This window comes from Serratia fonticola (assembly GCF_001006005.1).
In the GTDB taxonomy this organism is placed as follows: Bacteria; Pseudomonadota; Gammaproteobacteria; order Enterobacterales; family Enterobacteriaceae; genus Chania; species Chania fonticola.
Genome location: NZ_CP011254.1, coordinates 4,554,401 through 4,581,339, shown reverse-complemented (window position 1 = coordinate 4,581,339; position 26,939 = coordinate 4,554,401). Strand labels below are relative to the sequence as shown.

The following is a 26,939-nucleotide window of genomic DNA, read 5'->3' as shown; positions in this document are numbered from 1 at the left end:
CCCATCCGTAACTTGCTGGGAGGCGGTCCGTGAGCACCCTTTTTGCACGTCAAAATTCACTGCTGCGAATAAATCCGGTTTAAACCAGGGGGTAATGGATCAAGTCGTGAATACGTACCGGCTCTGCGCTGGCATTATGATACGCATGTGGGCAATCCGCCTGGAAACGCATGGCTTCTCCGCTGGCAAGGCTATGCCACTCACCGTTAATCGCCAGTTCAAGTTGGCCACTGATGACAATGACATGTTCAATCACGCCCGGCTCATGAGCCGAGGATTCACTGAGCGCGCCAGGGGCTAAATCGATGACAAACATATCAAAACCCAGTTGGTGGTCGAACGGGAAAAGCGGCACCACACGCATGTCGGCATTGTCTTGATTGAAGATTGGCAACTCGCCATAACGATGCAACATAGCTGCCGGCTGTAACGGCGCCGTTTCCAGAAAGGCAGAGAAAGCCACGTTAAACCCGGTAGCAATTTTCCATAAGGTCGCCACCGTTGGGCTGGACTCGCCCCGTTCGATCTGCCCCAGCATCGCCTTGCTGACGCCGGTATTTTCGGCAGCCTGATTAAGGCTCCAACCGCGTTGCGTACGTAATGACTTCAGCGTTTGCGCCAAATGGCTGGCAAGATCCTGCATAGCTATTCTCCTGAAAAACCTGCGGCGATTATAGCCCCTTGTGCGCTATAACGCACGATGCTATGCTCCGTCAATTCGACCGTTATAACGCACAATACTCGGGAGCGGTTATGCGTCCTGCACTCTCATTACGTGATATCTCCTTTTCTGCCATCGTTGCCGGTTTTGTCGCCGTGCTGGTAGGCTATACCAGTTCTGCAGCGATTATCTTCCAGGCCGCTGCTGCTGCGGGGGCAAGCCCGATACAAATTGGCGGCTGGTTGAGCATGCTTGGTCTAGGCATGGGTATCACTTCGTTGGGGCTCTCGCTCTATTACCGTACGCCAATCCTCACCGCCTGGTCGACGCCTGGTGCCGCGTTGCTGGTCACCAGCTTGCCCGGTACCCCGCTCAATGAGGCCATCGGGGTATTTATTTTCGCCAGTGGGCTAATCCTGCTGTGTGGTGTCACCGGCCTGTTTGCCAGGTTGATGAACCATATCCCGCAGGCCATATCGGCAGCGATGCTGGCCGGAATATTGCTCCGCTTCGGGTTGGATGCCTTTGCTTCCTTGCAGATCAACTTTTCTCTCAGCGCCGGTATGTGCCTGGTGTATCTGTTCACCCGCCGTTATCTGCCGCGTTACGGGATCGTTCTGACGTTGCTGGCCGGGCTGATCATCGCAGCGTTACAGGGTAACATTCATTTCACCCAACAAACGCTATCCTTCGCCAAGCCGGAATTTATCGCTCCGCACTTCACGCTGTCGACGTTGCTGGGCATAGGTATTCCTTTCTTTGTCGTGACGATGGCCTCGCAGAACGCGCCTGGCATCGCCACTCTCAAGGCTGGCGGGTATGACGTCCCCACTTCGCCATTAATCAGTTGGACTGCCCTGACGGCTCTGGTGCTGGCCCCCTTTGGCGGTTTTACGGTATGCATTGCGGCCATCACCGCCGCCATCTGTATGGGGCCGGACGTTCATCCCGATCCCAAACGCCGCTATATGGCTGCCGTGGCCGCCGGCGGCTTTTATCTGTTAGCCGGGGTGTTTGGCGGTACCATTGGCATGCTGTTCAGCGCGCTGCCGGTAACCTTGATCCATACCATCGCCGGGCTGGCGTTATTAGGCACCATTGCAGGTAGTTTGCAACGCGCGCTCCAGGATGATAAACAGCGGGACGCTGCGGTGATCACTTTTCTGATCACCGCTTCCGGGCTGACGTTGTTAAACGTGGGGGCTGCGTTCTGGGGGCTGATTGGCGGTGTACTGGCATACGCTATTTTCTCATTACCACGGCGCAAAATGCCTTGAATCCCGCTATTGGCTCTCAACGATTGGCAGGATAAATCCGCTATCACCCTGCGGCAGTGCGATACCCAAGGCACGCGCTGCCAGTTCTGCTACGCGAAAATCGATATCCGCTTGCTCACCATCTTCCAAAAACCAGGCCGCGGAAAGCCCCGCCCAGGCCAGGATCCACTGCAGCAGACGGTAACGTTCCAAGCCAGCCAGCGAGCAAACCTGTTCAACGCGACGATGGAAGATATCGGGATCGGTGGCGACACCGTAATTGGGGTTGCAGAAGATATTGGCGTAATCAAATCCACGCTCGCCATACAGACGCTTGGGATCGATCACTAGCCAGCCGCGTTCGGCAAAATCCAGCACGTTGTCATGGTGAATATCCCCATGCAACACCCCTTGATCCCGCGGGCTGGTCAACAGTTCTGCCGCAGCGGTGGCACTCAAGCGCAGCATGCCTCCGTGAGCCTGCGCTGCGGGCCATAGGGCATTAAACCACTGATGCAAGGGGATCAGTTCAGGGTAAGGTTCATCTCGTGGCGCATGCAATCGAGCAATGACCTTGCACAGAATAGCGGTTGCCCGTTGGTCTTCACCGTTGCGTACCAGCTGTGCCAATGATAAAGGCCCCATGGCCCTTTCCAGCAAAATGCCGTCATCATGCCAGGCCAGCACCCGCGCAGCACCTTCTCCACGCCACCAGCACATCAGCTGGCCGCCAAATTTTTCTTCCTGTTCGCGGGCAATTTTCAGCATTGCAGGCATCATTTGATAGCGTACCGGCATCAACAGGCTGCTATGGGTTTCAAATGCTGGCCCGTCTGGCTCAAGTTGCCAACGTTGCAGATAAGGAATAAATGCCTGGTTGATCACCCTTATGCACCCTTATTGCGTGAACGACTGCCTGGGATGATAGTATTATCAGGCAGCATCCTGCAAAACTTTCGGCTGCACGTGCTGATGAGTGCGTGCTCTTGGTCATCTCGTGGGGTCATCATGTCATTACTCAAACGTACCAACTATACAAAATTACCTAAGCCAGGTGGGCCCTATGTGCACGCGGTACGCCACGCCGATACGCTGTACGTTTCTGGCCTGACAGCCTTTGCCACCGAAGCCCAGGGGCAAGCGGTACAAGACCAGGCTCGCGCCATACTGGAACAACTGGCGGCCGTGGCTGCCAGCGAAGGCACCAATCTTAAATCACTGATCAAAATCACCGTTTTTCTGACCGAGATAGCCGACCTGGCCGCCATCCGTGACGTCCTGTTCGACTATCTGGACGGTGCGCTCCCTGCCAGTTCTTTGGTTGCCGTCAGCGCCCTGTTTTCGCCCGATCTCAACGTCGAGATCGAAGCCATTTTGGCACTGTAAATCAGGGGGCGCTATAACGCGCCCTCATCCAGTTCACAAGGCCCAATCTTAAACCAGGCCTTGGCGATCTTTCCTTGCTCAATCTCATAGATGGCAATAACGTCCATCTTCCCGCGTCCCTGTGGAAAATTGCGCGTGACCACCTCTTGGTCGATGACCAAATTCTCCACCACCATACGTTTGATTCGCTCACCGTATAGGCTAGGCTCTTGGAATCGGGCAAGATGACGCTCACGAATTTCACCTTTACCACGGGCAAGCAGCGTATCCGGATGCTGATAATACAGCGCATCATCGGCCCAGCAGGCCATAAAGGCGTCGATATCACGGGCATTGTAGGCATCAAGCTGCTGTTGCACGATCTCTTCTGGGCGTACTGTTTTGCTGTTCATCGTAATCCCCTGCATAACGTTGAATCCGAGGTTAAAGCTCGACGATTTCATCAACCTGATGGTGAAATACGTAAGGATCGGAGATCAGCGCGAAGGCTTCATCATCCGGATAAGTGACCGCCACCTGATAGGCTTCACCCGCGAAACACTTGATGGCCTCCAGCGAGGTCCAATAGGTTGCCAGAAAGAAATGCGCATACTCTCCCTGCACTTCTTGCCTGACAAAAGCCCCACGGTTGCCCGCAATCTCTTTAGCATGCTTGACGCCTGTGACATGCAAATGATCGGCAAATCCTTGCCGATGTTGTAGCGGCACGCAGCCGTGCCAGGTTCTGACAATCATCGCCACCTACTGAATATAAAACCGGAAATAGTGAATAAATAACCTATCATGTTTTTGGCCGATTTCAATCCGTCAGCGCATGATTTTTAAACCGATGCAGAAAGTGACATAACAGCCATTATCCGCTATGACGCTGTCGGGAATAATCTGCTAATTTAGCAACTGGACTGATTGATGATGAGTGACTATGCAGCAAAAGCCGGTTTTGCATGAAGCCAGACAGTTGAAACGCCTTAACGCCGCAACGCGGCGGCAGTCGCACATGTATAAGTGGATTGCCCTGGTGGCGGCGCTGGATGCATTGTTGGTGTTTTATTATGACCGGGATATGCGTAATGTCTCATTTTCAACGCTGGTGGCCCTGGTTTGCGGCTATCTATGGATACGCGATCGCAATAAGGCGCGCGGCTATCGGCGCGAGTACGACAACAAATACGGCAACCTTCACAACGAGTAATCCCTCCTCACTTCCAGCCTATTGATAAGGATCGATTTGTGCATTCTCCAACTGTCTCCCCAGAGCTGTTACAACCCTTCTCTCCATTTCAAGCATTAGCCCAGGAGTTACTGCCGCTGACGCTAGAGGGCGATGATGGCTCGCATGATGTGGCCCACCTGCACCGCGTGTGGAAAAATTGTCGCCAAATCAGCCAGGATGAAGGGGGAGACCAGCAAATTCTGTGTGCCGCCGTGTTGCTGCATGACTGCGTTGCAGTAGAGAAAAACTCCCCTCAGCGCCATCTGGCCTCCCGCATGGCGGCAGAAAAAGCCGGCATCGCGCTGGCAACCCTTGGTTGGTCTGATGAGAATATCAACAAGACCGCGCACGCGATTGAGGCTCACAGCTTTTCTGCCGCTATTCCGCCGCAAACGCTGGAGGCCAAAATCCTGCAGGATGCCGACAGGCTGGATGCGATTGGCATGATCGGCGTTGCCCGCTGCTTCTACATCGGTGGCCGCATGCGTAGTGCCCTATACGATGCCGCCGACCCGCTGGCGCAACAGCGCCAGTATGATGACAAGCGATTCACTCTGGATCACTTCGAAACCAAGCTGTTCAAACTACAGGAAGGTTTTCAGACTGCGGCAGGCCGAAGGATGGCGGCATTACGCACCGAACGCATGCGCCGCTTTCTCAGCGAACTACTGGAAGAAGTTTGATAGGCTCGTTGATAACTTCAGAACAATATCTTTGCCATAAATGCTGTACACTGAAAGTCAACTTCACAACACAGGTTGCCAAAATGAAGAGACTAACGCTGAAAGAGATGACAGAAAGCGAACAACGTGAAGTAAAAACCGATCTGGACAGAGCAAGCAAAAACCTCGAGCGCCAGTTGACCAACTCCGAACATAATAGAATTAAAGACGAAGCCATCGATCGCATTATGGCCGCGCGTGAAAAGATTGCCAAAGCGACCCGCGCAGAACGCAAAGCCAACCGGGCACAGCCAACAGGTGCCACCTTCAGTTGGACTGCCTCCATCAGCACGCGCCCACATCGTTGATCACAGACCCCGCTTCGGCGGGGTTTCTGTTTGATAAGCCAGATTCATATGCACCCTGCCATTATTAATATCCCTATTATCATCTGGTTATCCATTGACAGCTAACCGTGACCTGTCCACTATCGGGTGACATTCACTGGTTACGAGATCGCCATGACCCCTTTCATCCAACAGGCCACACCGCAGCAAACCGCGTTGACCGTGGGTGAAGCTTTGGCGCTTACTTCGAAGAAACAGCCGCTCATTTGACCGGGGCGCGCTGTCCCGTCAGATGAGCTGACTGGATGGTGTGCAACGCGATACTCCTCTCTGGTTTTCTCATCTGACTCCTAGTCGGTCACGCAGCAGGAGTTTTACATGGCTTCATTTTCCGGTATTTGGGTAGCACTGGTTACCCCATTCAATCATGACGACGTAGATTTCCCGGCAGTCAAAAGGCTGGCTCAGCATCTGATCGCCAAAGGCGTCGCTGGCGTGGTGGTCTGCGGTTCAACCGGCGAAGCCGCGGCCCTGAGCAAAGAAGAACAGTTGGCGGTGCTGGATACCGTTCTCGAGGTGGTGCCAGCCTGCCAGGTGGTCATGGGCCTTTCCGGAAATAACATGGCTAGCACCTTGCAGATGCAGCAAGCCATCAACCAGCGCGATATCGCCGGTGTGCTGATCCCCGCCCCATACTATATTCGCCCTTCGCAGGCGGGCCTGGTGGAGTATTTTACCCGCCTTGCCGATGCCTCTCGCGTGCCGGTGATTTTATATAACGTACCTTATCGCACAGGAGCAACCTTTGAGCTGGCAACGCTGCGACAACTCGCCCGCCACCCGCAAATCAAGGCGATCAAAGATTGTGGCGGCTGCCCCGAGGCCACCATGGCGCTGATCCAGGACGGCGAGATCGACGTGCTGACCGGCGAAGACCATCTGATCCTGACCACGCTATGTTTGGGAGGAACTGGCGCGATTTCCGCTGCGGCACACCTGCACCCGGAACGCTTTGTTGCTCTGGTTGAACAAGTCGTGCAAGGCGATCTGGCCGCCGCACGCAGCAATTTCTATACCCTGCTGCCGATGATCCAGCAAATGTTCAGCTATCCGAACCCAGGCCCGGTTAAAGCGGCGCTATCTCAGCAGGGGCTGATAAAAAACGAGCTTCGTTCTCCTATGCAAACGGCACCACAGGCGTTGCAGCAGCAAATCGCCGATTTACTGGCGCAGATGCCAGCGCTCACTCTGATGAAGTAATAAAATATTGTTGGCAAAACCGCTGTAATTTTTCTGGCCTAGGACTAGGATGGGAGGTTAAACCTGCCTGTCCTTCATCACCATCAAGGAGTTTTCGATGAAATTGTTCTATAAAGCTGGCGCCTGTTCCCTGTCCCCTCACATCGTATTACGTGAGGCCGGGTTGGATTTCACCGCAGAGAAAGTCGATTTAGCTCACAAGAAAACCGAAAGTGGTGCCGACTATCTGGCGATCAACCCGAAGGGGCAAGTCCCGGCGTTGGTACTTGACGATGGCAGCTTGCTGACCGAAGGCGTGGCGATTGTGCAATACCTGGCGGATCGTGTACCGGATCGTAACCTGATCCCGGCCGCTGGCACGCTTTCTCGCTATCATGCGATCGAATGGCTGAACTACGTGGCCACCGAGTTGCATAAAGGCTTCAGCCCGCTGTTTAACCCGAAGACGCCGGACGAATATAAAGCGATTGCCCGCGATAAGCTGGCTAGCCAGTTCAGCTATCTGGACTCGGTGCTGGAAAAGCAGCATTACCTGTTGGGCCAGCGTTTCAGCGTGGCGGACGCGTATCTGTTCACCGTGTTGCGTTGGGCGAAGGCGTTACAGTTTGATCTCACGAAGCATGCACACCTGACGGCTTATTTCGATCGCGTAGCGGCTCGCCCGGCGGTGGCTGCGACGTTAAGTGCCGAAGGGCTATAAACCCAGAATAAAAGAAAGGGGCCACATTGGGCCCCTTGTCAGCATCAAAACAGATTATTTCCAGTCAATCAGGCAGTAATGCTTTTTGCCACGACGCAGCAGCGTGTAACGGCCAAACAAGCGATCGCTATCGGTAAACAGATATTCTGGGTTGGATTGCTTCTCACCGTTGATGGTCACCGCGTTGGAACCGATCATGGTGCGAGCCTGGCCACGAGAAGGAACCAGCTCCGCATTAACCAATGCCTGTTGCAGATCGGCATCGTTCTCCAGCTTGATGGTTGGCATGCCATCCTGAGCCAACTGCGCAAAGTCCTCCTCGGTCATATCATGCAATGCGCCAGAGAACAGGCTCTGGGTGATACGTTTCGCCGCGGCCAAGCCCTCAGCGCCATGCACCATACCGGTCACTTCCTCTGCCAGCACATACTGGGCGCGCGGCGCTTTGCCGCTGTTCTTGTCTTCTTCTTCCAGCGCATTAATCTCTTCAATGCTCAGGAAGGTGAAGAACTTCAGGAAGCGATAAACGTCCGCATCCGCGGTGTTGATCCAGAACTGGTAGAATTTGTACGGGCTGGTTTTTTCCGGAGCCAGCCATACCGCACCGCCTTCGGTTTTACCAAACTTGGTACCGTCTGACTTGGTGATCAACGGCACCGTCAGGCCAAACACCTGTTTCTGGTGCATGCGGCGAGTCAGGTCGATACCCGAGGTGATGTTGCCCCACTGGTCTGAACCCCCGATCTGCAGCTCCACCTGATGGCGGTTATACAGCTCGGAGAAGTCGAACCCTTGCAGCAGGTTGTAGGAAAACTCGGTGAAGGAGATCCCGGAATCATCACGGTTCAGGCGCTGCTTGACCGCTTCCTTGTTGATCATCTGGTTAACCGAGAAGTGTTTACCGATGTCACGCAGGAAGGTCAGCACGTTCATGCCGCCAAACCAATCGTAGTTGTTGGCCGCAATGGCGCTGTTGCTGCCACAGTCGAAATCGAGGAACGGAGAAACCTGCTTGCGGATTTTCTCGACCCATTCGTTGACCGTTTCCGTGGTGTTGAGTTTGCGTTCGGCGGCTTTAAAGCTTGGGTCGCCGATCATACCGGTCGCGCCACCTACCAACGCTACCGGCGTATGGCCGGCCAGTTGGAAACGCTTCAGGCACAGCAGAGGCACCAGATGGCCCAAATGCAAGCTGTCAGCGGTCGGATCGAAGCCGCAATACAGTGCAATTGGCCCTTGCGCCAGTCGCTCTGCTAACGCTTCCTCGTCCGTCACTTGAGCCACCAGGCCCCGCTCTTGCAGTTGTTGAATCAGGTTGATGCTAGCCATCAATTTCTCCATGTATAAACGAATGCACCTTTGCCGGTACACGGCCTTCGCCCATTGGCGAAAATCACAAAATTCGGGGTAGCGCATAGAATAAAGCGCCAGCGGCATCAGTGCCAGCGCTTAAGGGGGATTTTCCGTCTATCAGGGTGCCAGTCGGTCAATTTTCCAGTCATTTCCCTCGCGTTGATACAGGAAACGGTCATGCAAGCGGTGCGCGCCCCCTTGCCAGAACTCAACGGAGTCGAATCTGACGCGGAAACCGCCCCAGAAACTGGGCAATGGCACTTCCCCTTGCTGGAACTTTTGCTTCAGTTCGAGGAACTTGCTTTCGAGGATGCCACGGGCAGAAATGCGTGTTGACTGTTGCGACACCCAAGCGCCGATCTGGCTGTCTTTGGGCCGACTGTTGAAATACTTCATCACTTCCAGCGTTGACAGCCGCTCGGCCTTGCCGAGGAAGATCACCTGGCGATCCAGCATATGCCACGGGAACAGCAGGCTGATATGCGGGTTTTGCGCCAGTTGTTGCGCTTTGCGGCTGCCCAGGTTGGTATAAAACACCAGGCCCTGGTCATCGAAGTGCTTTAGCAACACGATGCGTTGGAAAGGCTGCCCCTGCTCGTCCACGGTAGCGACGCACATGGCGGTAGGATCGGCCAGACGCGCCTCACAAGCCTGTTTGAGCCAGCGTTCGAACAAATCCAGGGGGTTGGCAGTCAGATCGTTACGGCGCAGACCGCCACGGGTATATTCACGGCGCAGATCCGCCACATCAAACTCATTATTATCAGTCATCTGGATTAGCAACCAAGCGGTAAATTCGTTGTCATATTCTGCGCCTGTAGCAGCAGGATCTCAATCATTCAGCTAGCAAATAGCTCCCCCGATAATGCAACAGGTGAGAGTCATGCAGAACGCCGACACGCCGTAAATCCATCCTTGGAGGCTCATATCGCGCATCCTTGCGCTCAACGGTCGGCTAACCTGCACAACTCCCACCTGCCTCAGGCTTCAGTGGCGCGGTATTAAGCGTGGTTCGCGTCTTGAGCCAGCACGCAGTCGCTCATGATCACTTTATCATTGCGCTCGATAAAGGCATTTGGCCCTTTCGACCAGAAGGTATATTTACCGTCGCTGTATTTGGCACCGGACGCCGCCAGCACCTGTTTCAGCTTCAGCTGTTCGCCGTCCATCAGGAAGCTGACCGTGCTCTCTTCACCATTGAGCTCTACGGTGAGCGGCGTCGTTCCGCATTGATAGTGCAGCGTTTCGCTTTTTTGCGGGACTACGTAACTGCAACCCGCCAACACGAGAACCCCGACAACCATCGCTATTTTTTTCATCTGGTGCTCCTTAAGATATTAACCCTTTCTTTATCCTAACAGAGCTAGCGGTAGCCCAACGGCAAAACCGGATAAATCCCACCCAGCAGAGTTTCACAACTGGCACCGGTAACCGAGGGCAGATTTCCCGGCAGACCGGAAATGGTCCGGAATGCCAGCCAGGCGAAGGCTAACGCCTCCATGTCATCCCCACTGACTCCAAAGTGATCGGTGGTAGCCACCTCGGTCCCCGGCAGTAAAGCGGACATTCGCGCCATCAGCAGTGGATTACGGGCACCACCACCGCAGACCAGCAGCCGCTCGCAGCCCCCAGCCAGCATCACCTGCTCGCAGATGGTGGTGGCGGTCAGCTCCACCAGCGTGCTCATCACATCCACCGGAGTTAACCCTGGCAACGTCGCCAGCTGTTTTTCCAGCCAACTGATATTGAAATATTCCCGACCGGTACTTTTCGGTGCCGGTAAGGCGAAATAAGGATCGGCCAACATCTGTTGCAATAGCGGTAAGCAGACGCGCCCTTCCATCGCCCAAAGGCCGTCTTTATCAAAAGGTTTTGAGCGGTGGCGCCATACCCACGCATCCAGCAGCATATTCCCCGGCCCGGTATCAAAACCGCGCACCGGTGCGCCGGGCAGTAGCAGTGACAGGTTGGCGATGCCGCCAATATTCAGCACCATACGGCGCTCGGTTGGGTGAGCCAACAAAGCCTGATGAAACGCGGGAACCAAGGGCGCGCCTTGGCCACCATAGGCCATATCACGGCGGCGAAAATCCCCCACGGTAGTGATATTGGTCAATGCCGCCACCCGGTTATTGTCCCCAAGCTGCATCGAAAAGCGCGTCTCGCCCTCCGGTTCATGCCACACCGTTTGGCCATGACAGCCAATGGCGGTGATTTCATGGGCAGGAATACCGGTTTGCTTTAACAGCCCCAGCACCGCTTCACCGAACAGCGTGCCCAACTGGGCATCCAACCGTCCTACGGCAGAAAGCGTGGTCTGCTGCCCTTGGCACATCCCCAGAATCTCTTTTTTCAGTTGGATCGGCATTGGGTGGCTATAGCTTGCCTGTTGCGCCACCATACGTTCATCGATCGCGGCAAGCACCACGTCGATCCCATCCAGACTGGTGCCAGACATAACACCAATATAGCGGCCTGACTTCATCAGCACTATCCTTTACCCTTTCCAGGTTGCAACCGTTTTCACCCTTTAAATAGACCAGAATTGTGCGATTAACGCCATGAATTATGATGTCTTTTTTACAGCCTGTGAGCGAAGTTGTTTATTTTATGTCGAGTATTGGTTACATAATAAACAATTCAGAGGAGGATAAAGCGCCGGTTATTTGTTTTCAGTTCTGTCACAAAGTTAAACCACCGTTTATTATTGGTTGAACAGAGAAAAGCTAAGCTGTATACAGAAGGCAACACATGGGTGATATCAAACCGATTCAACCATAATTGCTGTAAGATTTATAGAACTTGGTTTGGGCCTATCTCCCAGATCTGGATTACCAACTGCAGGAGCTTTATATGATCAAGCGTCTTCTTGTTGTCGCTCTCGCCTCCGTCACACTGGCGGGCTGTGCAAACCAAACCGCGTCCGGTGATGTCTATTCCGCCTCTCAGGCCAAACAGGTACAAACCGTGACCTTTGGGACCTTGGTGTCCGTACGCCCGGTGCAAATTCAGGGCGGTGAAGGCTCAAGCATGCTTGGCACTATCGGCGGCGCAGTCCTGGGTGGATTCCTGGGGAATACCATTGGTGGCGGCACAGGCCGTAGCCTGGCAACTGCAGCGGGCGCCGTAGCCGGTGGTGTGGTAGGCGACAGCGTCGGTAGCGCAGCTAGCCGTAGCAACGCTTGGGAGCTGGAAATCAAAACCGATAATAAAGAAAATATCGTAGTGGTACAGAAAGCCGGGTCGACTAAATTCAGCCCAGGCCAGCGCGTTCGTATGGCGCAAAATGGCAGTACCGTTACCGTGTCTCCACTGTAACGTCCTTGCCTGAATGCAAAACCGGAGGCCCCTGGGCCTCCGGTTTCTGTTTGTTGCTGTGACTAAGCATAATAATAAAGGCGCTGGATTTATTGTTTTTCTTGCAGTTCGATGATGTTCTGTTCCAGCTTGCTAATCAGACCAACTAAAAGTCTTACTTCTTCTGCCGAGATACCGCTGAGAATTTCGCCTCTGGTCGACGTGATCACACTATCCACTTCACGAATAATCGGCTCTGCCGCCTCGGTCAATTTGATGCGCTTGGCACGGCGATCGTTAGCGCAGGTGTGTCGGGTGATCAACCCTTTTTCTTCCAGTTGATCCAAAGTACGAACCAATGAAGGCTGCTCAATACCTATCGCTTTTGCCAATTGGATTTGCGACTGTTCTGGCGGTAATCGATTGATATTGTGCAATGTCACCCAATGCGTTTGTGTAAGCTCCAACGGCTTTAGCCGATGATCGATCAGCGCACGCCAAACACGAACTAATCGTGCTAAATCTGAACCTAACGTTGATTCCACTTCCCCCTCCTTATAGTTAGCATGCTAACATTACTCCCCAAAGTGTAGCCCATTTTGGTTAATTAACATTAAAAACACAAATGTATATAATCCAAATCGCAAAAATAGACACATTTTTATCGGTAATTGGTTATCCTCTATGCAAACATCCTTCATATTCACTCATCGGGATTGCTAACGTGAATACGACTTGGCTCCATACTGCGTCACCACTGCCCGATCTGGTGCTGGGTGCATCGCTTTATTTCCCACCTCTATTTAAAGCTTTCTTACTCGGTTTAGTCTTCTGGCTGCTGGTGCATCATTTGCTACGCGACTGGATGTACTCCGGTGATATCTGGCACCCTATGCTGATGGATCTGTCCATCTTCGTCATTACCGTCAGCGGTTCCCTGTGGCTCCTAGCGAGTTGGTAGCTCATGAAGCATAAGACATTAAAGTATTTTTCGACGGTTATTGTTTGCGCCATCGCGCTTTGTGCCGGCTGGTGGTTATGGAATTACTACATGCAATCCCCTTGGACACGCGACGGTAAGGTGCGGGCTGAGCTGGTCAATATTACTCCGGAAGTCTCTGGTAGATTAGAGAAGATACTAGTTCATGATAACCAGTTCGTTTCTGCGGGCAGCTTGATTTTCAGCATTGATCCCGTGCCTTACCAAATTGCGTTGGACAATGCCGAGGCGGCACTAGCCAAAGCGCAGGCCGATATGGCCAAGGCCGACCATGAAGCGGCCCGCCGCCGCAGCCTGCCCCGTAACGTCATCTCCTCTGAAGATCTGGATGAGTCAAACCTGGCCGCCGCCTCCATGAAAGCCTCGTATAAGGCGGCTCAGGCCAATCTGGAACAGGCCAAATGGAACCTCAGCAAGACGCGGATCTATGCCCCAACCGACGGTTACATCACCAATTTACAGGCCCGCGTCGGCAACTACGCCACCGCAGGAACGCCGTTGGTGGCGCTGGTAGACATCCATTCGTTCTATGTGCTCGGTTATTTCGAAGAGACCAAGCTCAGGCATATCAGAGAGGGTCGCAAGGCGGATATCGTGTTGTATAACGGCAATATTCGGCTGCAAGGGGTAGTTGAAAGCATTGGCCGGGCCATTTACGACCAAAGCGCCGACAGCAGCAGTGACTTGCTGATGGATGTGAAACCCAACGTGCCTTGGGTGCGCCTGGCACAGCGGGTGCCGGTACGTATCAAGCTGTTCGATATTCCGGCCGACCTGACTCTGGTAGCCGGTACCACCTGCACCATTTCAATTCATCAGCAGGACTAATGTGTGAACCTGCCCTTTCTTGAATGGAAGCGCTCGCCCTGGGGTAAAGCCACCGCAGGGCAGTGGCGCTATGCATTACGCAACACCCTGGCAATGTGCCTGGCGCTATGGGTCGCCTTCGTTCTACAGCTGGATGAGCCCTATTGGGCACTGACTTCCGCCGCGGTCGTTAGCTTCCCGACGGTTGGCGGCGTGATCAGCAAGAGCATTGGCCGCATTTTTGGCAGCCTGATCGGTGCCATGGCTTCACTGCTGATTGCCGGTTGCCTGAACGATCCCTGGTTGTTCACCCTGTCGATTGCCAGTTGGTTGGGGCTGTGCACCTACATTTCCAACCACTACCAGAACAATGTCTCCTACGCCTTTGCCCTGGCGGGCTATACCGCCGCGATCATCGTGTTTGGCACGGTTAATATTACCGACACCCAGCAAATTTTTGATATCACCCAGGCACGCGTCTGTGAGGTGATCACCGGTATCCTGTGCGGCGGCCTGATGATGATGATCCTGCCAAGCACGTCGGATGGTGAGACTTTGCTGGTATCGCTACGCCGCATGCACTTACGCCTGCTGGAACACGCCGCCATGCTGTGGCAACCGGAAATCAGCCTGCGGATGCGTACCTCCCACGAGGGCGTTATCGGCCAGATCCTGACCATGAACCTGCTGCGAATTCAGGCCTTCTGGAGCCATTACCGGCTGCGTCGGCAAAACAATATCCTCAACTACATGCTGCACCAGCAATTGCGCATCACCAGCGTCATCTCCAGCCTGCGCCGCATGTTGTTAAACTGGCCAGATCGTCCGGAGAATCTGGCGGCGGTGTTGGAGCAGGTGTTGAATGAATTACGCGACCCCACCACAGATAAATACCGGCTGGCTCATATTCTGGTCGCCATCGCCCCCCAGGATCCAGCCGATTATCGCCATCGGGCCTTCTTCCTGCGCCTGCGCCACTTCTGCTGGCTCTATCTGCGCTGTACCCGTTGGCAACAACGGCTGGAAAGCGCTACCCAGGTCAGCGATATCGAACCACCGCGGGTTACCTCACTCGCGCGCCATACCGACAGCGTTGAGGCCGCCTACAACGGGCTTCGCACCTTCTTGTGCATCCTGATCGGTTGCGCTTATTGGATCACTACCCAGTGGGACGCCGGTAGCTCTGCGCTGACGCTGATCGCGATAAGTTGCGTGCTCTATTCCTCTACCCCTTCGCCGATCAAATCCATCACCACCTTACTGAAGGCCGTTTCCCTGCTGTTTGCCTTCTGCTTTGTGATGAAGTTTGGCCTGATGATCCAGATCGACGACTTCTGGGTGTTCTGCGCCTTCCTGTTCCCGACCCTGGTCACGATGCAGATGATGAAACTGCAAAATCCCCCCTATGCCCCACTCTGGGGTCAGTTGATCGTGTTTATGGGATCGTTTCTCGCCGTGACCAACCCGCCGAGCTACGATTATCAGGGCTATATCAATGACAGTCTCGCCAAGATTGCCGGCGTGCTGTTGGCCGGATTGGCGTTCCAAATCCTGCGGCCCAGTTCGGACAAACGCAAAAGCCGACGGATTATCCGCGCGTTACGCCGTGATTTTATCGATCAGTTGAGTAAGAAACCGCAGCAAAGCGAAAGCCAGTTTGAGTCGCGTATCTATCACCGCATCAGTCAACTGAATCAAAGCCTGGATCAGGAGGCTCGCACCTGGCTATTGCGTTGGGGAGTCGTGCTGCTGAACTGCAGCCACGTGGTCTGGCAACTGCGTGATTGGCAAACCCGTTCAGATCCGCTGGCCGCCGTGCGCGACGTCTGTATTCATTGTTTGAAGGGAGTCATGACTGAGAAAGGGGTGCAGCATGCGTCGTTGGACGCCACCTTGCAGGAGCTGCAGCGTATGAGTAACGCGCTTGCCCAGCATCCAGAACAGGCAGCACGTGATTTGGCGGGTTTGATTTGGCGGCTGTACTGCTCACTGCAACAATTGCAGCAGGCGATCATTCCACCGGAAGCGGTAACAGCGCCCACGCCAGGCTGACGCGGGCGGCTGATTTATTTGATTACGCCACAGGCGAAGCGATCGCCACCACCACCCAGAGGCTTGGGTTGATCGGAGTGGTTATCCCCCCCGGCGTGTACCATCAGCGCTTTGCCTTCGATTTCGCTGATTTTCTTCAAGCGCGGAGCCAGGACCTGGGTGTCAGCCATACCGTCCGCCGTGACATAGATTGCTGGCAAATCGCCTAAATGCCCGTTGGCATCATAAGGCCCGAGATGCTTGCTGGTTTTTTCAGGGTCAAAGTGGCCACCCGCAGCCAGTGCGGCTACCGCCTTGCCGTCTTTCATACCCGGCTCACAACTGCCTTTCTCATGAACGTGAAAACCGTGCACACCAGCAGGCAAGGCTTTCAGCTGCGGGGTAAACAACAGGCCATAAGGCGTTTCGCTAATTGTGATTTTACCAATGTCCTGACCAATTCCCTGGCCGGTCACCAGATTCATTTCGACATCAACCGTTGCCGCCTGCGCAACGCCACAGGCCATCAAACCCAATGCCGCACACCAATAACGTTTCATCACTCAATCTCCATGCGATAGTTATAGTCCTTAGGGAGTATATACCGAATAAATCCTGCCACAGTGGAAACCGCCGTTAATCAGCGCAGCCACTGAGTCGGTTATAATATTTTGTGACCTTCCTCCCGTTATTCCTTGGTTTTCTGCCACCCTGCATCGGCAAGTGTCATTAACACAAAGGTCCCAGCGCCATTTATTTCTTAAGCTGAAATCTTGCTGATAATTAAAAGGAATAGTGCGTGAAAAAGAAAATAATCCCGCTGGTCACTCTGTTTTTAGCCATGATATGGCAGCCCACCGCAGCGCTATCGCAAGATCAGGCCAACACAGAACAGACAAAAACGCTGCGCTTTTATTTAGTTCGCCACGGGCAGACCTACTCCAATATCAAGGAAATGACCATCGGCGGTGGCGGTAACGCCCAATTGACCCCAAAAGGCCGTTATGACGCCAGCAGTTTAGGGTTGGGGCTGGCAGAAGTAGAGTTTATCGCCGGTTATAGCAGCACCTTGGGCCGGGCCTATGAAACCGCCAACCAGATTTTGCGTGGCCGCAACATACAGGTGAAGCAGATTGACGATCTGAAAGATATCTCGTGGGGCGACGCCGAAGGAGGCCGAATTGACGATCTGACGGATAAATTCGGCCATTCTGGCAACGACTTCGCGTTCTATTTCGGCGCCTATAACGATCCCGCGTTCAAATCCCCGGTCAATGCCGAAAATATGGCTGATTTTTCGGCGCGCTTTGAAGGTGCATTGCGACAGATTGCCACACAGCATGCCGATCAGGATGGTAATATTCTGGTTACCGCCCACTCATCAATGGCGTTCTACCTGCAAAAATACCGCGCCAACCAACCACTGGCCGGGTTAGCTAATACCAGCGTCTCGGTGCTGGAGTTCAAGGATGGCCAATTCCATCTTATCGATTTTAATAATACCGATTATCTTAAATCTGGCTACGCCAGAGCAAAGGCCCTGCCACCGCTGGAAATCACTCTGGTCGTTAATCCGCTGACCCAATTGCAGCAGGCTGGTGTCATGGAAGGCACCACAGATTCAGACTTCACCGACGCGGGCGAAAAGGCTAACCAGCAATTACACCGCACACTAAAATCCACCCGGTTTATCGCGGCTTATAGCAGCGAGTTGGGGCGTGGCTACAAAACCGCCCAACGCGTGATGGCTGACCATCAAATCCCGGTTCAGCAAGATAACCAATTGAACGAAATGTTCCTGGGGCACTGGGAGGCAGAAAAGGTGGCAACGCTGATAAACGACCAGAGCGAAGCGGCGAGAAACCTGTTCTCTGCCAACAACCTGATCCGCTTTGTTGCGCCAGATGAAGGCGAGAATGGCGAGATTGCCGCCTACCGTTTGGATAAGTTCCTGTCCGCTATCGGTCAAAAATATGAATTTAGCCAGGGTAAAGTGATCGTCTTCACCCACCCGCTAATACTGAATGCATTCTTTAACAAGCGGTTGCCAGATTCCTCATGGCAACCAAGCCAAGGGCTGCAAGTTGTCACCTTGGCATATAAAAACGAAACCTTCAGCGTTATGCAAGTGAAGTAGTGGCAAAGGCTGGCACAATGCCAGCCTTACCTGCTCAACTTAAGGTACGTCGTAACCCAGTGCCGCTTTACGAATGCGGAACCACTGCTGGCGGCTCAAGGCCAGCTCTTGCGCCTTCAGGGCCGAACGTACGCGTTCGATCTTGCCGGAACCGATAATTGGCAGCGGTGCCGAAGGCAGACGCATCACCCAGGCATACACCACCTGCTCAATGGTTTCGGCACCAATCTCTTGTGCCACCGTTTGCAGCTCATCGCGTAACGGCTGGAATTCAGCATCGCTGAACAACCGCCCGCCACCCAGGCAAGACCAGGCCATCGGTTTAATACGCAGTTGCTGGCATTGATCCAAGGTGCCGTCGAGGATCGCTGGCTGATAAATCGGGGATATCTCGACCTGGTTGGTCACCAGTGAGAACGGCAGACGCGACTGCAATAAGGAAAACTGTGCTGGCGTAAAGTTCGAAACGCCGAAATGGCGCACCTTGCCGCTTTTATGCAGCGCCACAAAGGCTTCTGCTACCTCATCGGCCTCCATCAACGGATCGGGACGATGGATCAACAATAAATCCAGGTAGTCCGTATGCAGGTGCGATAAAGACTGCTCTGCGCTGTGCACAATATGCTCGCGATCGGTGATGTAATGCCCGATTGGGTTACCTGGCTTGGCGGTGGTAGCGATGCCGCACTTCGACACCAGCTCCATCCCCTGGCGCACCGAGGGCTGTAGCTTGATAGCCTCGCCAAAAGCCTGCTCACAGGCATAGCCACCATAAATATCCGCGTGGTCCGCCGTGGTCACCCCTAGCTCAACGTGTTGCTTGATAAACGTCAGCAACTGCTGCGGTGACATGCCCCACTCCATCAAACGCCAGTAGCCGCAAATCATGCGTGAGAACTCGGGCCCAAGTGGTGCCAGCTTTATACGATTCAGCATTGTTAAACCTCATGACAATAGTTAACGCCAGCATACACAAGCGCCCAAGCCGTAGGAAACGCAAAAGTGGCCTTAACGTGCGGCAGATCGAGAAAATCAGCAATAAAGTTAAAACAGCGAGGGCTGTTCTGGCGGGATCTCTTCTGGCTGCTTGCCGGTACGCAATGAACGCAGGTAACGCTGGCGACACAGGCGCAGAACGTCCTTTTTCTGGACATCGTTCATTTGCATCCAGCCAAAGCGCTCCTCGCGGCTGCGCAGGCAACCACGACAATAGCCGCGCTCATCGGCCTGGCAAATGCCACGGCACGGGCTTGGGATGTCAAAGAACTCGAGTTGCTGCGCCACACGTCCTCCTGCGTTGTCATGCTAATTGAAGACGTCATCGGGGCCATTGGCAAGTGGCTTTTCCCCATGACGGCGAAAATATTCTCGCAAATAGTGCAGCGCCTGGCGCGTTTTCTCCGGCAGAACCCGTTCCAGAGTCAACGCATGCAGCCGATATGGCGCAGGCCGCCACTGCGGTAACAGGGCGATTAATTCTCCCCGGCGCAGTTCGTCACCAATTTCATACAGCGGTTGGCCGGAAATCCCCAGACCATTGCGGGTAAAGGCCCGGATCACGTTCATACTACCGCTGACAACCTGCCCCGCCGCCAGGCGTAGTTTGAATGTTTCACCCGCATGGTGATGTAAATCGAGATGCAGCCCGTGACCGCTGCCGGTGATCCAGCGGTGTTGCACCAGTTCCTGGGGCGTTTCTGGCACGCCATGCTGGCTAAGATAACGCGGCGCGGCGCAGAGCACCATGGGCCAGGCGGTCAGCGGGTGAGCAATCAGGTTGGTATCTGCCAGTTGTAGATTTACGCGCAGTGAGATATCTACCCGCTGCTCGATCATATCCACCACCTGGTCGTCTGCCAGAATGCGCAGCGTCAGCTTTGGGTGCGCCAGCAGCAAGGGAGCCAGGGCCTCCGCCAAGGGGCCGCTACCGATCCCGACGGTGGTGGCAATACGTAGTTCGCCCACCAATGTATCCCGCAGTTCCGCCAGCCGCTGCTCCGCGCGCTGTGCTTCCTGCAACATGGCTTCGCAGCCGGGGTAAAAGGCTTCCCCCGCATCGGTGAGTGCCAAGCGGCGAGTCGAGCGGTGCAATAACGGCACGCCCAACGACTTTTCTAGCGACCTCATATGCTGGCTGACCGCAGAAGGCGTCATCTCTAGCCGACGGGCCGCCGCAACAAAAGATCCCTCGGCCACCACGGTGGCGAATACCGCCATTCGATTCAGTTTATCCATGATTATGAAGTTTTACTTAATCAAGAAAGCATAAATATGGCACTAATCAGCCACATTGTTAAGGCTTATAGTATTTCTACTGCACCGCCACTGAGTGGTACGGCAACCCGTTAAAAAACATTTCACAGGAGAGACCTCATGAAAGTCGCCATTATTGGAGCAACCGGTTTTGTTGGCCGCCGCGTAGTCGATGAAGCTTTGGCCCGCGGCCTGCAAGTGACCGCCATCGCCCGTCAGAAAAAAGATCTGCCGGATAATGCCAATCTCACCATCGCCCTGGGTGACGTGGCCGACGGCCCGTGGTTGGCACAACAGTTAGCTGGCCATGATGTCGTGATCAGCGCCTATAACCCAGGTTGGGCAGAAGCAGATCTGTATGAGAAAACCGCTAAAGGTGCTCAGCAGATCCTGGCGGCGGTAAAACAATCCGCGGTTAAACGCCTGCTGTACGTTGGCGGTGCCGGCAGCCTGGAAGTGGCTCCAGGAGTTGAGCTGGTTGATACCCCGCAGTTCCCGGAAAATATTCGTCCAGGGGCCCAGGCGGTACGGGATTTACGTAATGCGTTGAAAAAAGAAACCCAGTTGGATTGGACCTACCTTTCTCCTGCCGCGTTGCTGGAACCCGGCAAGCGTACCGGCCAGTTCCGTTTGGGTACGACACAATTGCTGATGAAGGGGGACGCACCGGCCAATATTTCGGTAGAAGACCTCGCGGTTGCCATTATCGACGAAGTTGAAAAACCGCAGTTCATCAAGGCACAGTTTACCGCTGCCTATTAATCGTCCGCCAGCGGCTGTAATCGTTGCAGCCGCTGTCCTGCCGCTCACTACGTCTAAGGTTATCTTAAGTTTCATCTGGTAAATTTCGGCGCATTACCTCATGGCAGGATCCAGATTTGGCAATGCGCTTACGTCAATCATTACAATGCAACAGCTTGGGTTTTATCCTGGCTTGCGCCCTATTCTTCACGCTTTTCCAGAACCTGCTATTTATTCACCAGGCCTGGTCATATATCACCTTTGATAGCGTACATAGCATCATTTTTGCGGCGACTATGCCGGTGGTTATTTTCTGTGCCCTGAATATTATCTTCAGCGTATTAACCATTCCGTTCCTGCGTAAACCTCTGGTTATTCTGTTGCTGCTCGGCAGCGCGGCGGCCAACTATTTTATGTTCAGCTACGGCGTGGTGATTGATGGCAATATGATGCAGAACGCCTTCGAGACCAACCCGCAGGAAGCGACGGCGTTGCTCACCCCTCGTATGGGGCTATGGCTGCTGTTGCTGGGTATTTTGCCTGCCGTTTTCGTGTGCTTTGTACGCATCAATAAAACCCGCCCTTGGTGGTACATGATTGGCCTGCGCGCGGCCAATGTGATGCTTTCCGTGGTGGTGATCCTTTTGGTTGCGGCGTTGTTCTACAAAGATTACGCCTCGCTGATCCGCAACAATAAAAGCGTGGTGAAAATGCTCACCCCAAGCAATTTTGTGGCTGGCACCATCAAGTACGCTCAACACCGCTATTTCCACCAAAATCTGCCGCTGGTCAAAATTGGTGAAGATGCCCATTTAGGCCCGGTGATTAGCAGCCAGGCCAAGAAGACCCTGGTGATACTGGTGGTCGGTGAAACCGCGCGGGCGGAGAATTTTTCGCTAGGTGGTTACTCACGGGAGACCAATCCCCGCTTGAAGCAGGACGATGTGGTTTATTTCAAGAATGCCAGTTCCTGCGGTACCGAAACGGCTATCTCCGTGCCCTGCATGTTCTCCAACATGCCACGCAGCGATTACGACGCCACCTTGGCCGCACACCAGGAAGGCATACTGGACGTGATGGCACATGCCGGAGTCAACCTGCTGTGGCGCGAGAATGACGGCGGTTGTAAGGGCGCCTGCGATCGTATCCCACATATCGACATGACCAAACTGAAGCTTTCACAGTATTGCGACGGCGATGTCTGCATGGATAATGTGCTGCTGCATAAACTGGACGATTATATCAACGGCCTGCAAGGGGACGGTGTGATCGTACTGCATCAGATGGGGAGCCACGGCCCGGCCTACTATCGCCGCAGTACGCCAGAATTACGACAGTTCTCACCAACCTGTGACAGCAACCAGATCCAGGACTGTACCCACGAGCAACTGGTGAATACCTACGACAATTCGCTACTGTACACCGACGCCATGCTGGACAACACCATCAAGCTGTTGCAGCAATACAGCGGCAAATTCAATACGGCGATGGTCTATCTTTCCGATCACGGTGAATCGCTCGGGGAGAATGGCATGTATCTGCACGGTACGCCGTATATGTTCGCCCCTTCTCAGCAGACCCACGTGCCTTTCCTGATGTGGATGTCGGCCGATTATGAACGCAACTTCGGCATTAACCGCCAATGCCTGCAATCCCTGGCGGAGACCGATAAGGTTTCACAGGATAATCTGTTCCACACCCTGTTGGGTATGTTAAACGTGCAGACAAGGCAATATCAGCCCGACCTGGATATTCTGCAGCGCTGTCGCAACTAGACGGGCGCAGCATGCGGCGCCCCTACGGTATGAGGTCTTGTGCAGCACCTCGATAGAATGTAAGTTGGTCGACTGTTTACCGTCAGAGCCGGGAATTTTTTTACCGGTTTTTTTATCTGCGACTTGACCTAGACCAATCGGTCTATTATTCTCATTTTCATTATGACAAAACAGACGAATTGCAACGGGGATACCCGAGAACATCTGCTCGCTACCGGCGAAACGCTCAGCCTGCGCCTTGGTTTTACCGGCATGGGCCTCAGTGAGTTGCTCGCTACCGCTGGCGTGCCCAAAGGGTCGTTCTATCACTATTTTCGCTCGAAGGAAGCCTTCGGCGAAGCAATGTTGCAACGCTATTTTGCCCATTACGACGCTCAAATGCAGGCTCTGTTTGCTGACAGCCGCAGCGATGCGCGTAATCAGTTATTAAGTTATTACGCCCAGGCCATCAGCTTCCACTGCCGTAGTGAGTGCCATAACGCTTGCCTGGCAGTGAAACTCTCCGCAGAGGTCAGCGATCTTTCTGAACCTATGCGCCATGCCTTGGAAGCGGGCACCAGCCGCGTGATCGGTCATCTGCAAGACGCGATCGAACGCGGCATCCGTGAAGGTTCACTGGCTGTCACCATGAGCCCAGCGGCCACGGCGGAAACGCTGTATTCGCTGTGGTTGGGCGCATCGTTGCGGGCTAAAATCCGCCACTCGGTCGCCCCACTGACCTGTGCGCTGGAAAGTATCGAATTGCTGTTGCGCCCAGCGCAGCCATAAACTCCCTTTTTTACCCGAAAGACATTGTAGCGATATTGTTTATCATCACTAGTCGACTGGTCTAATACTATAGGATGCACTATGAAGATTGAAAAATTGTTCTCTCCGCTCAAAGTTGGCCACACCACCCTCCCCAACCGTGTGTTCATGGCTCCGCTGACTCGTCTGCGCAGCATCGAGCCAGGTGACATCCCAACGCCGTTGATGGCGGAATATTATGCACAGCGTGCCAGCGCTGGCCTGCTGATCACCGAAGCCACCCAGATTTCTTTCCAGGCGAAAGGTTATGCCGGAGCTCCCGGTCTGCATACCCCAGAACAAATCGCCGCGTGGAAAAAAATCACCCAGGCGGTACATGACAAACAGGGCCATATTGCCGTGCAGCTGTGGCACGTAGGGCGTATCTCCCACTCAAGCTTGCAGCCGGGCCAGCAGGCTCCGGTCGCGCCTTCAGCGATCAATGCCGAAACCCGCACCACGGTGCGTGATGAAACCGGTGCCTGGGTTCGTGTGCCAACCTCAACCCCACGTGCGTTGGAAACCAACGAAATCCCGGGGATCGTCAACGATTTCCGCCAGGCTGCTGCCAACTCGCGTGAGGCCGGTTTTGACTATATTGAACTGCACGCCGCGCACGGTTACCTGCTGCACCAGTTTATGTCTCCGGCGTCCAACCAACGTACCGACCAATACGGTGGCAGCATTGAAAACCGTACCCGTCTGACGCTGGAAGTGGTCGATGCCAGCATTGCCGAAATCGGTGCCGATCGCGTTGGTATCCGTATCTCACCGTTGGGCCCGTTCAATGGCTTGGACAACGGCGAAGATCAGGAAGAAGCGGCGCTGTATCTGATCGAAGAGCTGAATAAACGCGGTATCGCCTACCTGCATATTTCCGAGCCGGATTGGGCCGGTGGCAAGCCTTACTCAACCGCCTTCCGCGATGCAGTAAGAGCACACTTCCAAGGCGTGATTATTGGCGCGGGTGCCTATACGGCGGAGAAAGCGGAAGAGTTGATCGCCCAAGGCTTTATTGATGCCGTCGCCTTTGGTCGCAGCTATATCGCCAACCCAGATCTGGTGGAACGCTTTAAACAGCAGGCTCCACTCAACGAGCAGCGTGCCGATTTCTTCTACGGCGGCGGTGCCGAGGGTTATACAGATTACCCGACACTGTAAAGCTCAGCTAAATAGGTGCGCTTAATACCGCGACGCCTCAAGGCTGAGCCGGGTGGGAGCCATACAGGTTAGCCGACCGTTGAGCGCATGGATGCGCGATACGAGCCTCCATGGATGGATCCACGGCGTGTCGGCGTTCTGTATGGCTCCCGCCTGCTGCACTATTATCCGCAGCTATTTTTTGTTTGTGACAACGTAACCTACCCCATCACCAACCGCACGCGTTGAATTGCCTTATGCGACAAGGCTATACTGTCTGACGCTGTTCAAGTCACCTGCCGTCAGCCGCGGCATATCCAATCAGAGGAAATTATGCGCTTACTCCATACCATGCTCCGTGTCGGCGATCTGCAACGCTCCATCGACTTCTATACCAAGGTATTAGGCATGCGCTTACTGCGTACCAGCGAAAACACCGAGTACAAATACTCGTTGGCCTTCGTGGGTTATAGCGATGAAAGCGAAGGCTCGGTCATCGAGCTGACCTATAACTGGGGCGTAGACAGCTACGACATGGGCTCCGCATTTGGTCATCTGGCACTGGGCGTCGATGATGTAGCAGCCACCTGCGACAACATCCGTCAGGCCGGTGGCAAAGTCACCCGCGAAGCCGGCCCAGTCAAGGGCGGTACCACCGTGATTGCCTTCGTCGAAGATCCGGACGGTTACAAGATTGAACTGATCGAGAACAAGCACGCAGGTCACGGCCTCGGTAACTGAGGTTTCTCCAGGGCGCACCCTGCGCCCTGCTTTCTATCTCCGCTGCACCAAGACAAGAAATTTGTCATAATGCGCGCTGAATTCGCTAAAGATAAGAAACTGATGGCCGAAAAAAGTGATCTTAACGCCCTGAGTGGCCGTTTCCGTGGGTTTTATCCCGTTGTTATTGATGTGGAAACCGCTGGGTTTCATGCTCAGACCGATGCGCTGCTAGAGATTGCCGCCGTCACGCTGAAAATGGATGAAAATGGTTGGTTGCAGCAAGATGAAACACTGCATTTTCATGTAGAGCCGTTTGAAGGGGCGAACCTGCAACCGGAAGCGCTGGCCTTCAACGGTATCGATCCACATAACCCACTGCGTGGTGCAGTGAGTGAATATGATGCGCTGCATGCGATTTTCAAAGCCGTACGTAAAGGCCTTAAGGATCAGGGGTGTAACCGGGCAATCATCGTGGCGCATAATGCCAATTTTGATCACAGCTTCCTGATGGCTGCCGCCGAACGTGCCAGCCTGAAGCGCAACCCGTTCCATCCTTTCGCCACCTTTGATACCGCTGCGCTTAGCGGGCTGGTATTGGGGCAGACGGTGCTGGCTAAAGCCTGTATTGCCGCTGGCATGCCGTTTGACAGCAGCCAGGCGCACTCAGCCCTGTATGATACCCAGCAAACCGCCCAACTGTTCTGTGAACTGGTTAACCGCTGGAAACGTCTCGGTGGCTGGCCGATTGCCAACGTTGAATCGCAATAGCTTGCTGGCAAACTGACAGACATAAAAAAATCGGGCGGCACTGTTAAAGGTGCCGCCCGATTTTATTTGGTAAAAACCTGCGCCATTAAGGCTGCTGGTCTTCCTGATCTTTATACTTCTCGGCCGTTTCTTTGATCAACGGCTGCAGTTCACCGCGCTGGTACATCTCGATGATGATATCGCAGCCGCCAACCAGTTCACCATCGACCCACAGCTGCGGGAAGGTTGGCCAGTTTGCGTACTTTGGCAGCTCGGCGCGGATGTCCGGGTTTTGCAGAATATCAACATAGGCAAAACGTTCGCCACAGGCTGAAAGCGCCTGCACGGCCTGAGCAGAGAAACCGCAGCTTGGCAATTTCGGTGAGCCTTTCATATACAGCAGGATCGGGTTGGCAGAAATTTGCTGCTGAATTTTTTCAATCGTCGTCATTATTGCTTCCTCAAGCCACATCATGGCTACAACATGCATCACACTGGCTATTGTAGCGGCAGGACCGGTGCCAAGAAAACGCCATCTTTTGCAGGGACATTCTCTGATTGCCTTAGCAAAAGCGGCGGACACACCGAACCGGTTAAAACATGGCCCCAGAATAACATTTTTAATCGGGACGTTTCACTATTATATTTGCCCTGCCCAATGCCG

Annotated in this window: 32 protein-coding genes; 18 read left to right on the top strand and 14 right to left on the bottom strand. The window is 54.0% G+C overall.

Annotated elements, in window-relative coordinates; all coding sequences use genetic code 11:
• Nucleotides 1-79: 79 nt before the first annotated feature.
• Nucleotides 80-643 (bottom strand): helix-turn-helix domain-containing protein, encoded by a 564-nt coding sequence (locus WN53_RS20335; RefSeq protein ID WP_046808208.1) that lies wholly within the window; start codon nt 641-643, stop codon nt 80-82.
• Nucleotides 644-753: 110 nt separating this feature from the next.
• Between WN53_RS20335 and WN53_RS20330 the strand changes: the two genes are divergently transcribed.
• Nucleotides 754-1,938: a benzoate/H(+) symporter BenE family transporter gene (locus tag WN53_RS20330; protein WP_021804532.1), complete on the top strand. Its 1,185-nt coding sequence runs from the start codon at nt 754-756 to the stop codon at nt 1,936-1,938.
• 6 nt (nt 1,939-1,944) lie between these two features.
• Here WN53_RS20330 and WN53_RS20325 read toward each other — a convergent pair whose 3' ends face one another.
• Complete coding sequence (locus tag WN53_RS20325) at nt 1,945-2,799, bottom strand: aminoglycoside phosphotransferase family protein (RefSeq protein WP_024486504.1); 855 nt, start codon at nt 2,797-2,799, stop codon at nt 1,945-1,947.
• A 126-nt stretch (nt 2,800-2,925) separates the two neighbouring features.
• Between WN53_RS20325 and WN53_RS20320 the strand changes: the two genes are divergently transcribed.
• Nucleotides 2,926-3,303, top strand: coding sequence for a RidA family protein (locus WN53_RS20320; RefSeq protein ID WP_024486505.1), 378 nt, complete (start codon nt 2,926-2,928; stop codon nt 3,301-3,303).
• A gap of 11 nt (nt 3,304-3,314) precedes the next feature.
• Here WN53_RS20320 and WN53_RS20315 read toward each other — a convergent pair whose 3' ends face one another.
• Both WN53_RS20315 and WN53_RS20310 read right to left on the bottom strand, forming a co-directional pair.
• Nucleotides 3,315-3,695 (bottom strand): nuclear transport factor 2 family protein, encoded by a 381-nt coding sequence (locus WN53_RS20315; RefSeq protein ID WP_021804535.1) that lies wholly within the window; start codon nt 3,693-3,695, stop codon nt 3,315-3,317.
• Nucleotides 3,696-3,726: 31 nt separating this feature from the next.
• Nucleotides 3,727-4,038: a hypothetical protein gene (locus tag WN53_RS20310; protein WP_024486506.1), complete on the bottom strand. Its 312-nt coding sequence runs from the start codon at nt 4,036-4,038 to the stop codon at nt 3,727-3,729.
• A gap of 187 nt (nt 4,039-4,225) precedes the next feature.
• Here WN53_RS20310 and WN53_RS20305 point away from each other — a divergent pair, with 187 nt between their 5' ends.
• From WN53_RS20305 to gstA, 5 genes are all read left to right on the top strand, one after another.
• A complete protein-coding gene (locus WN53_RS20305) occupies nt 4,226-4,495 on the top strand; it encodes a hypothetical protein (RefSeq protein ID WP_024486507.1) in 270 nt (89 codons plus the stop codon).
• Nucleotides 4,496-4,533: 38 nt separating this feature from the next.
• A complete protein-coding gene (locus WN53_RS20300) occupies nt 4,534-5,199 on the top strand; it encodes an HD domain-containing protein (RefSeq protein WP_024486508.1) in 666 nt (221 codons plus the stop codon).
• A gap of 83 nt (nt 5,200-5,282) precedes the next feature.
• Nucleotides 5,283-5,546, top strand: coding sequence for a YjbD family protein (locus tag WN53_RS20295; protein ID WP_024486509.1), 264 nt, complete (start codon nt 5,283-5,285; stop codon nt 5,544-5,546).
• 357 nt (nt 5,547-5,903) lie between these two features.
• Nucleotides 5,904-6,785, top strand: a complete 882-nt coding sequence (gene dapA / locus WN53_RS20290; protein WP_024486510.1) for a 4-hydroxy-tetrahydrodipicolinate synthase — start codon at nt 5,904-5,906, stop codon at nt 6,783-6,785.
• Between the two features lie 97 nt (nt 6,786-6,882).
• Nucleotides 6,883-7,485, top strand: a complete 603-nt coding sequence (gstA, locus tag WN53_RS20285; RefSeq protein ID WP_021178076.1) for a glutathione transferase GstA — start codon at nt 6,883-6,885, stop codon at nt 7,483-7,485.
• 54 nt (nt 7,486-7,539) lie between these two features.
• Here the strand turns inward: gstA and tyrS are convergent, their stop codons facing one another.
• The 4 genes from tyrS to anmK all read right to left on the bottom strand — a co-directional run bounded on the left by tyrS (nt 7,540) and on the right by anmK (nt 11,323).
• Nucleotides 7,540-8,814 carry a tyrosine--tRNA ligase gene (gene tyrS / locus WN53_RS20280; protein ID WP_024486511.1) on the bottom strand — a complete coding sequence of 425 codons (1,275 nt, stop codon included), beginning with the start codon at nt 8,812-8,814 and terminating at the stop codon, nt 7,540-7,542.
• Between the two features lie 141 nt (nt 8,815-8,955).
• Nucleotides 8,956-9,609, bottom strand: a complete 654-nt coding sequence (gene pdxH / locus WN53_RS20275) for a pyridoxamine 5'-phosphate oxidase (protein ID WP_021804541.1) — start codon at nt 9,607-9,609, stop codon at nt 8,956-8,958.
• A gap of 230 nt (nt 9,610-9,839) precedes the next feature.
• Nucleotides 9,840-10,157: an MliC family protein gene (locus WN53_RS20270; protein WP_024486512.1), complete on the bottom strand. Its 318-nt coding sequence runs from the start codon at nt 10,155-10,157 to the stop codon at nt 9,840-9,842.
• Nucleotides 10,158-10,201: 44 nt separating this feature from the next.
• Complete coding sequence (anmK, locus tag WN53_RS20265; RefSeq protein WP_046808207.1) at nt 10,202-11,323, bottom strand: anhydro-N-acetylmuramic acid kinase; 1,122 nt, start codon at nt 11,321-11,323, stop codon at nt 10,202-10,204.
• A 368-nt stretch (nt 11,324-11,691) separates the two neighbouring features.
• Here anmK and WN53_RS20260 point away from each other — a divergent pair, with 368 nt between their 5' ends.
• Nucleotides 11,692-12,156, top strand: coding sequence for an outer membrane lipoprotein (locus WN53_RS20260; protein WP_021178081.1), 465 nt, complete (start codon nt 11,692-11,694; stop codon nt 12,154-12,156).
• Nucleotides 12,157-12,245: 89 nt separating this feature from the next.
• On the opposite strand, the gene slyA is transcribed toward WN53_RS20260, so the two are convergent.
• Nucleotides 12,246-12,680 carry a transcriptional regulator SlyA gene (gene slyA, locus WN53_RS20255; protein WP_021178082.1) on the bottom strand — a complete coding sequence of 145 codons (435 nt, stop codon included), beginning with the start codon at nt 12,678-12,680 and terminating at the stop codon, nt 12,246-12,248.
• Between the two features lie 179 nt (nt 12,681-12,859).
• On the opposite strand from slyA, the gene WN53_RS28800 reads away from it, so the two are divergent.
• From WN53_RS28800 to WN53_RS20240, 3 genes are read left to right on the top strand one after another with little or no spacing between them, the layout of a single operon-like run.
• The gene (locus WN53_RS28800; RefSeq protein ID WP_024486868.1) at nt 12,860-13,096 is read left to right on the top strand and encodes a DUF1656 domain-containing protein; all 237 of its coding nucleotides are present in this window, start codon (nt 12,860-12,862) and stop codon (nt 13,094-13,096) included.
• Between the two features lie 3 nt (nt 13,097-13,099).
• On the top strand, nt 13,100-13,963 hold the full coding sequence (locus tag WN53_RS20245; protein ID WP_024486869.1) for an efflux RND transporter periplasmic adaptor subunit: 864 nt from the start codon (nt 13,100-13,102) through the stop codon (nt 13,961-13,963).
• A gap of 3 nt (nt 13,964-13,966) precedes the next feature.
• Nucleotides 13,967-15,994 carry an FUSC family protein gene (locus tag WN53_RS20240; RefSeq protein WP_024486870.1) on the top strand — a complete coding sequence of 676 codons (2,028 nt, stop codon included), beginning with the start codon at nt 13,967-13,969 and terminating at the stop codon, nt 15,992-15,994.
• Between the two features lie 14 nt (nt 15,995-16,008).
• Here WN53_RS20240 and sodC read toward each other — a convergent pair whose 3' ends face one another.
• Nucleotides 16,009-16,533: a superoxide dismutase family protein gene (gene sodC, locus WN53_RS20235; protein WP_024486871.1), complete on the bottom strand. Its 525-nt coding sequence runs from the start codon at nt 16,531-16,533 to the stop codon at nt 16,009-16,011.
• A gap of 239 nt (nt 16,534-16,772) precedes the next feature.
• Between sodC and WN53_RS20230 the strand changes: the two genes are divergently transcribed.
• Nucleotides 16,773-18,110 (top strand): histidine phosphatase family protein, encoded by a 1,338-nt coding sequence (locus tag WN53_RS20230; RefSeq protein WP_046808206.1) that lies wholly within the window; start codon nt 16,773-16,775, stop codon nt 18,108-18,110.
• A gap of 39 nt (nt 18,111-18,149) precedes the next feature.
• On the opposite strand, the gene WN53_RS20225 is transcribed toward WN53_RS20230, so the two are convergent.
• From WN53_RS20225 to WN53_RS20215, 3 genes are all read right to left on the bottom strand, one after another.
• On the bottom strand, nt 18,150-19,046 hold the full coding sequence (locus WN53_RS20225; RefSeq protein ID WP_024486929.1) for an aldo/keto reductase: 897 nt from the start codon (nt 19,044-19,046) through the stop codon (nt 18,150-18,152).
• Nucleotides 19,047-19,154: 108 nt separating this feature from the next.
• On the bottom strand, nt 19,155-19,394 hold the full coding sequence (locus WN53_RS20220; protein ID WP_021804547.1) for a DUF1289 domain-containing protein: 240 nt from the start codon (nt 19,392-19,394) through the stop codon (nt 19,155-19,157).
• Between the two features lie 21 nt (nt 19,395-19,415).
• The gene (locus WN53_RS20215) at nt 19,416-20,345 is read right to left on the bottom strand and encodes a LysR substrate-binding domain-containing protein (protein WP_024486928.1); all 930 of its coding nucleotides are present in this window, start codon (nt 20,343-20,345) and stop codon (nt 19,416-19,418) included.
• A 138-nt stretch (nt 20,346-20,483) separates the two neighbouring features.
• Between WN53_RS20215 and WN53_RS20210 the strand changes: the two genes are divergently transcribed.
• From WN53_RS20210 to rnt, 6 genes are all read left to right on the top strand, one after another.
• Entirely contained in the window at nt 20,484-21,125 is a 642-nt protein-coding gene (locus WN53_RS20210; RefSeq protein ID WP_046808205.1) for an NAD(P)-dependent oxidoreductase, read from the top strand.
• Between the two features lie 122 nt (nt 21,126-21,247).
• Nucleotides 21,248-22,879, top strand: coding sequence for a phosphoethanolamine transferase EptA (gene eptA, locus WN53_RS20205; RefSeq protein ID WP_024486439.1), 1,632 nt, complete (start codon nt 21,248-21,250; stop codon nt 22,877-22,879).
• A gap of 162 nt (nt 22,880-23,041) precedes the next feature.
• Nucleotides 23,042-23,647, top strand: coding sequence for a TetR/AcrR family transcriptional regulator (locus tag WN53_RS20200; protein WP_037413224.1), 606 nt, complete (start codon nt 23,042-23,044; stop codon nt 23,645-23,647).
• Between the two features lie 81 nt (nt 23,648-23,728).
• Nucleotides 23,729-24,826: an alkene reductase gene (gene nemA, locus WN53_RS20195; protein ID WP_021178092.1), complete on the top strand. Its 1,098-nt coding sequence runs from the start codon at nt 23,729-23,731 to the stop codon at nt 24,824-24,826.
• Between the two features lie 312 nt (nt 24,827-25,138).
• On the top strand, nt 25,139-25,546 hold the full coding sequence (gloA, locus tag WN53_RS20190) for a lactoylglutathione lyase (protein WP_021178093.1): 408 nt from the start codon (nt 25,139-25,141) through the stop codon (nt 25,544-25,546).
• Between the two features lie 69 nt (nt 25,547-25,615).
• Entirely contained in the window at nt 25,616-26,296 is a 681-nt protein-coding gene (gene rnt, locus WN53_RS20185) for a ribonuclease T (RefSeq protein WP_024486437.1), read from the top strand.
• An 85-nt stretch (nt 26,297-26,381) separates the two neighbouring features.
• On the opposite strand, the gene WN53_RS20180 is transcribed toward rnt, so the two are convergent.
• On the bottom strand, nt 26,382-26,729 hold the full coding sequence (locus WN53_RS20180) for a Grx4 family monothiol glutaredoxin (RefSeq protein ID WP_172413932.1): 348 nt from the start codon (nt 26,727-26,729) through the stop codon (nt 26,382-26,384).
• Nucleotides 26,730-26,939 lie beyond the last annotated feature (210 nt).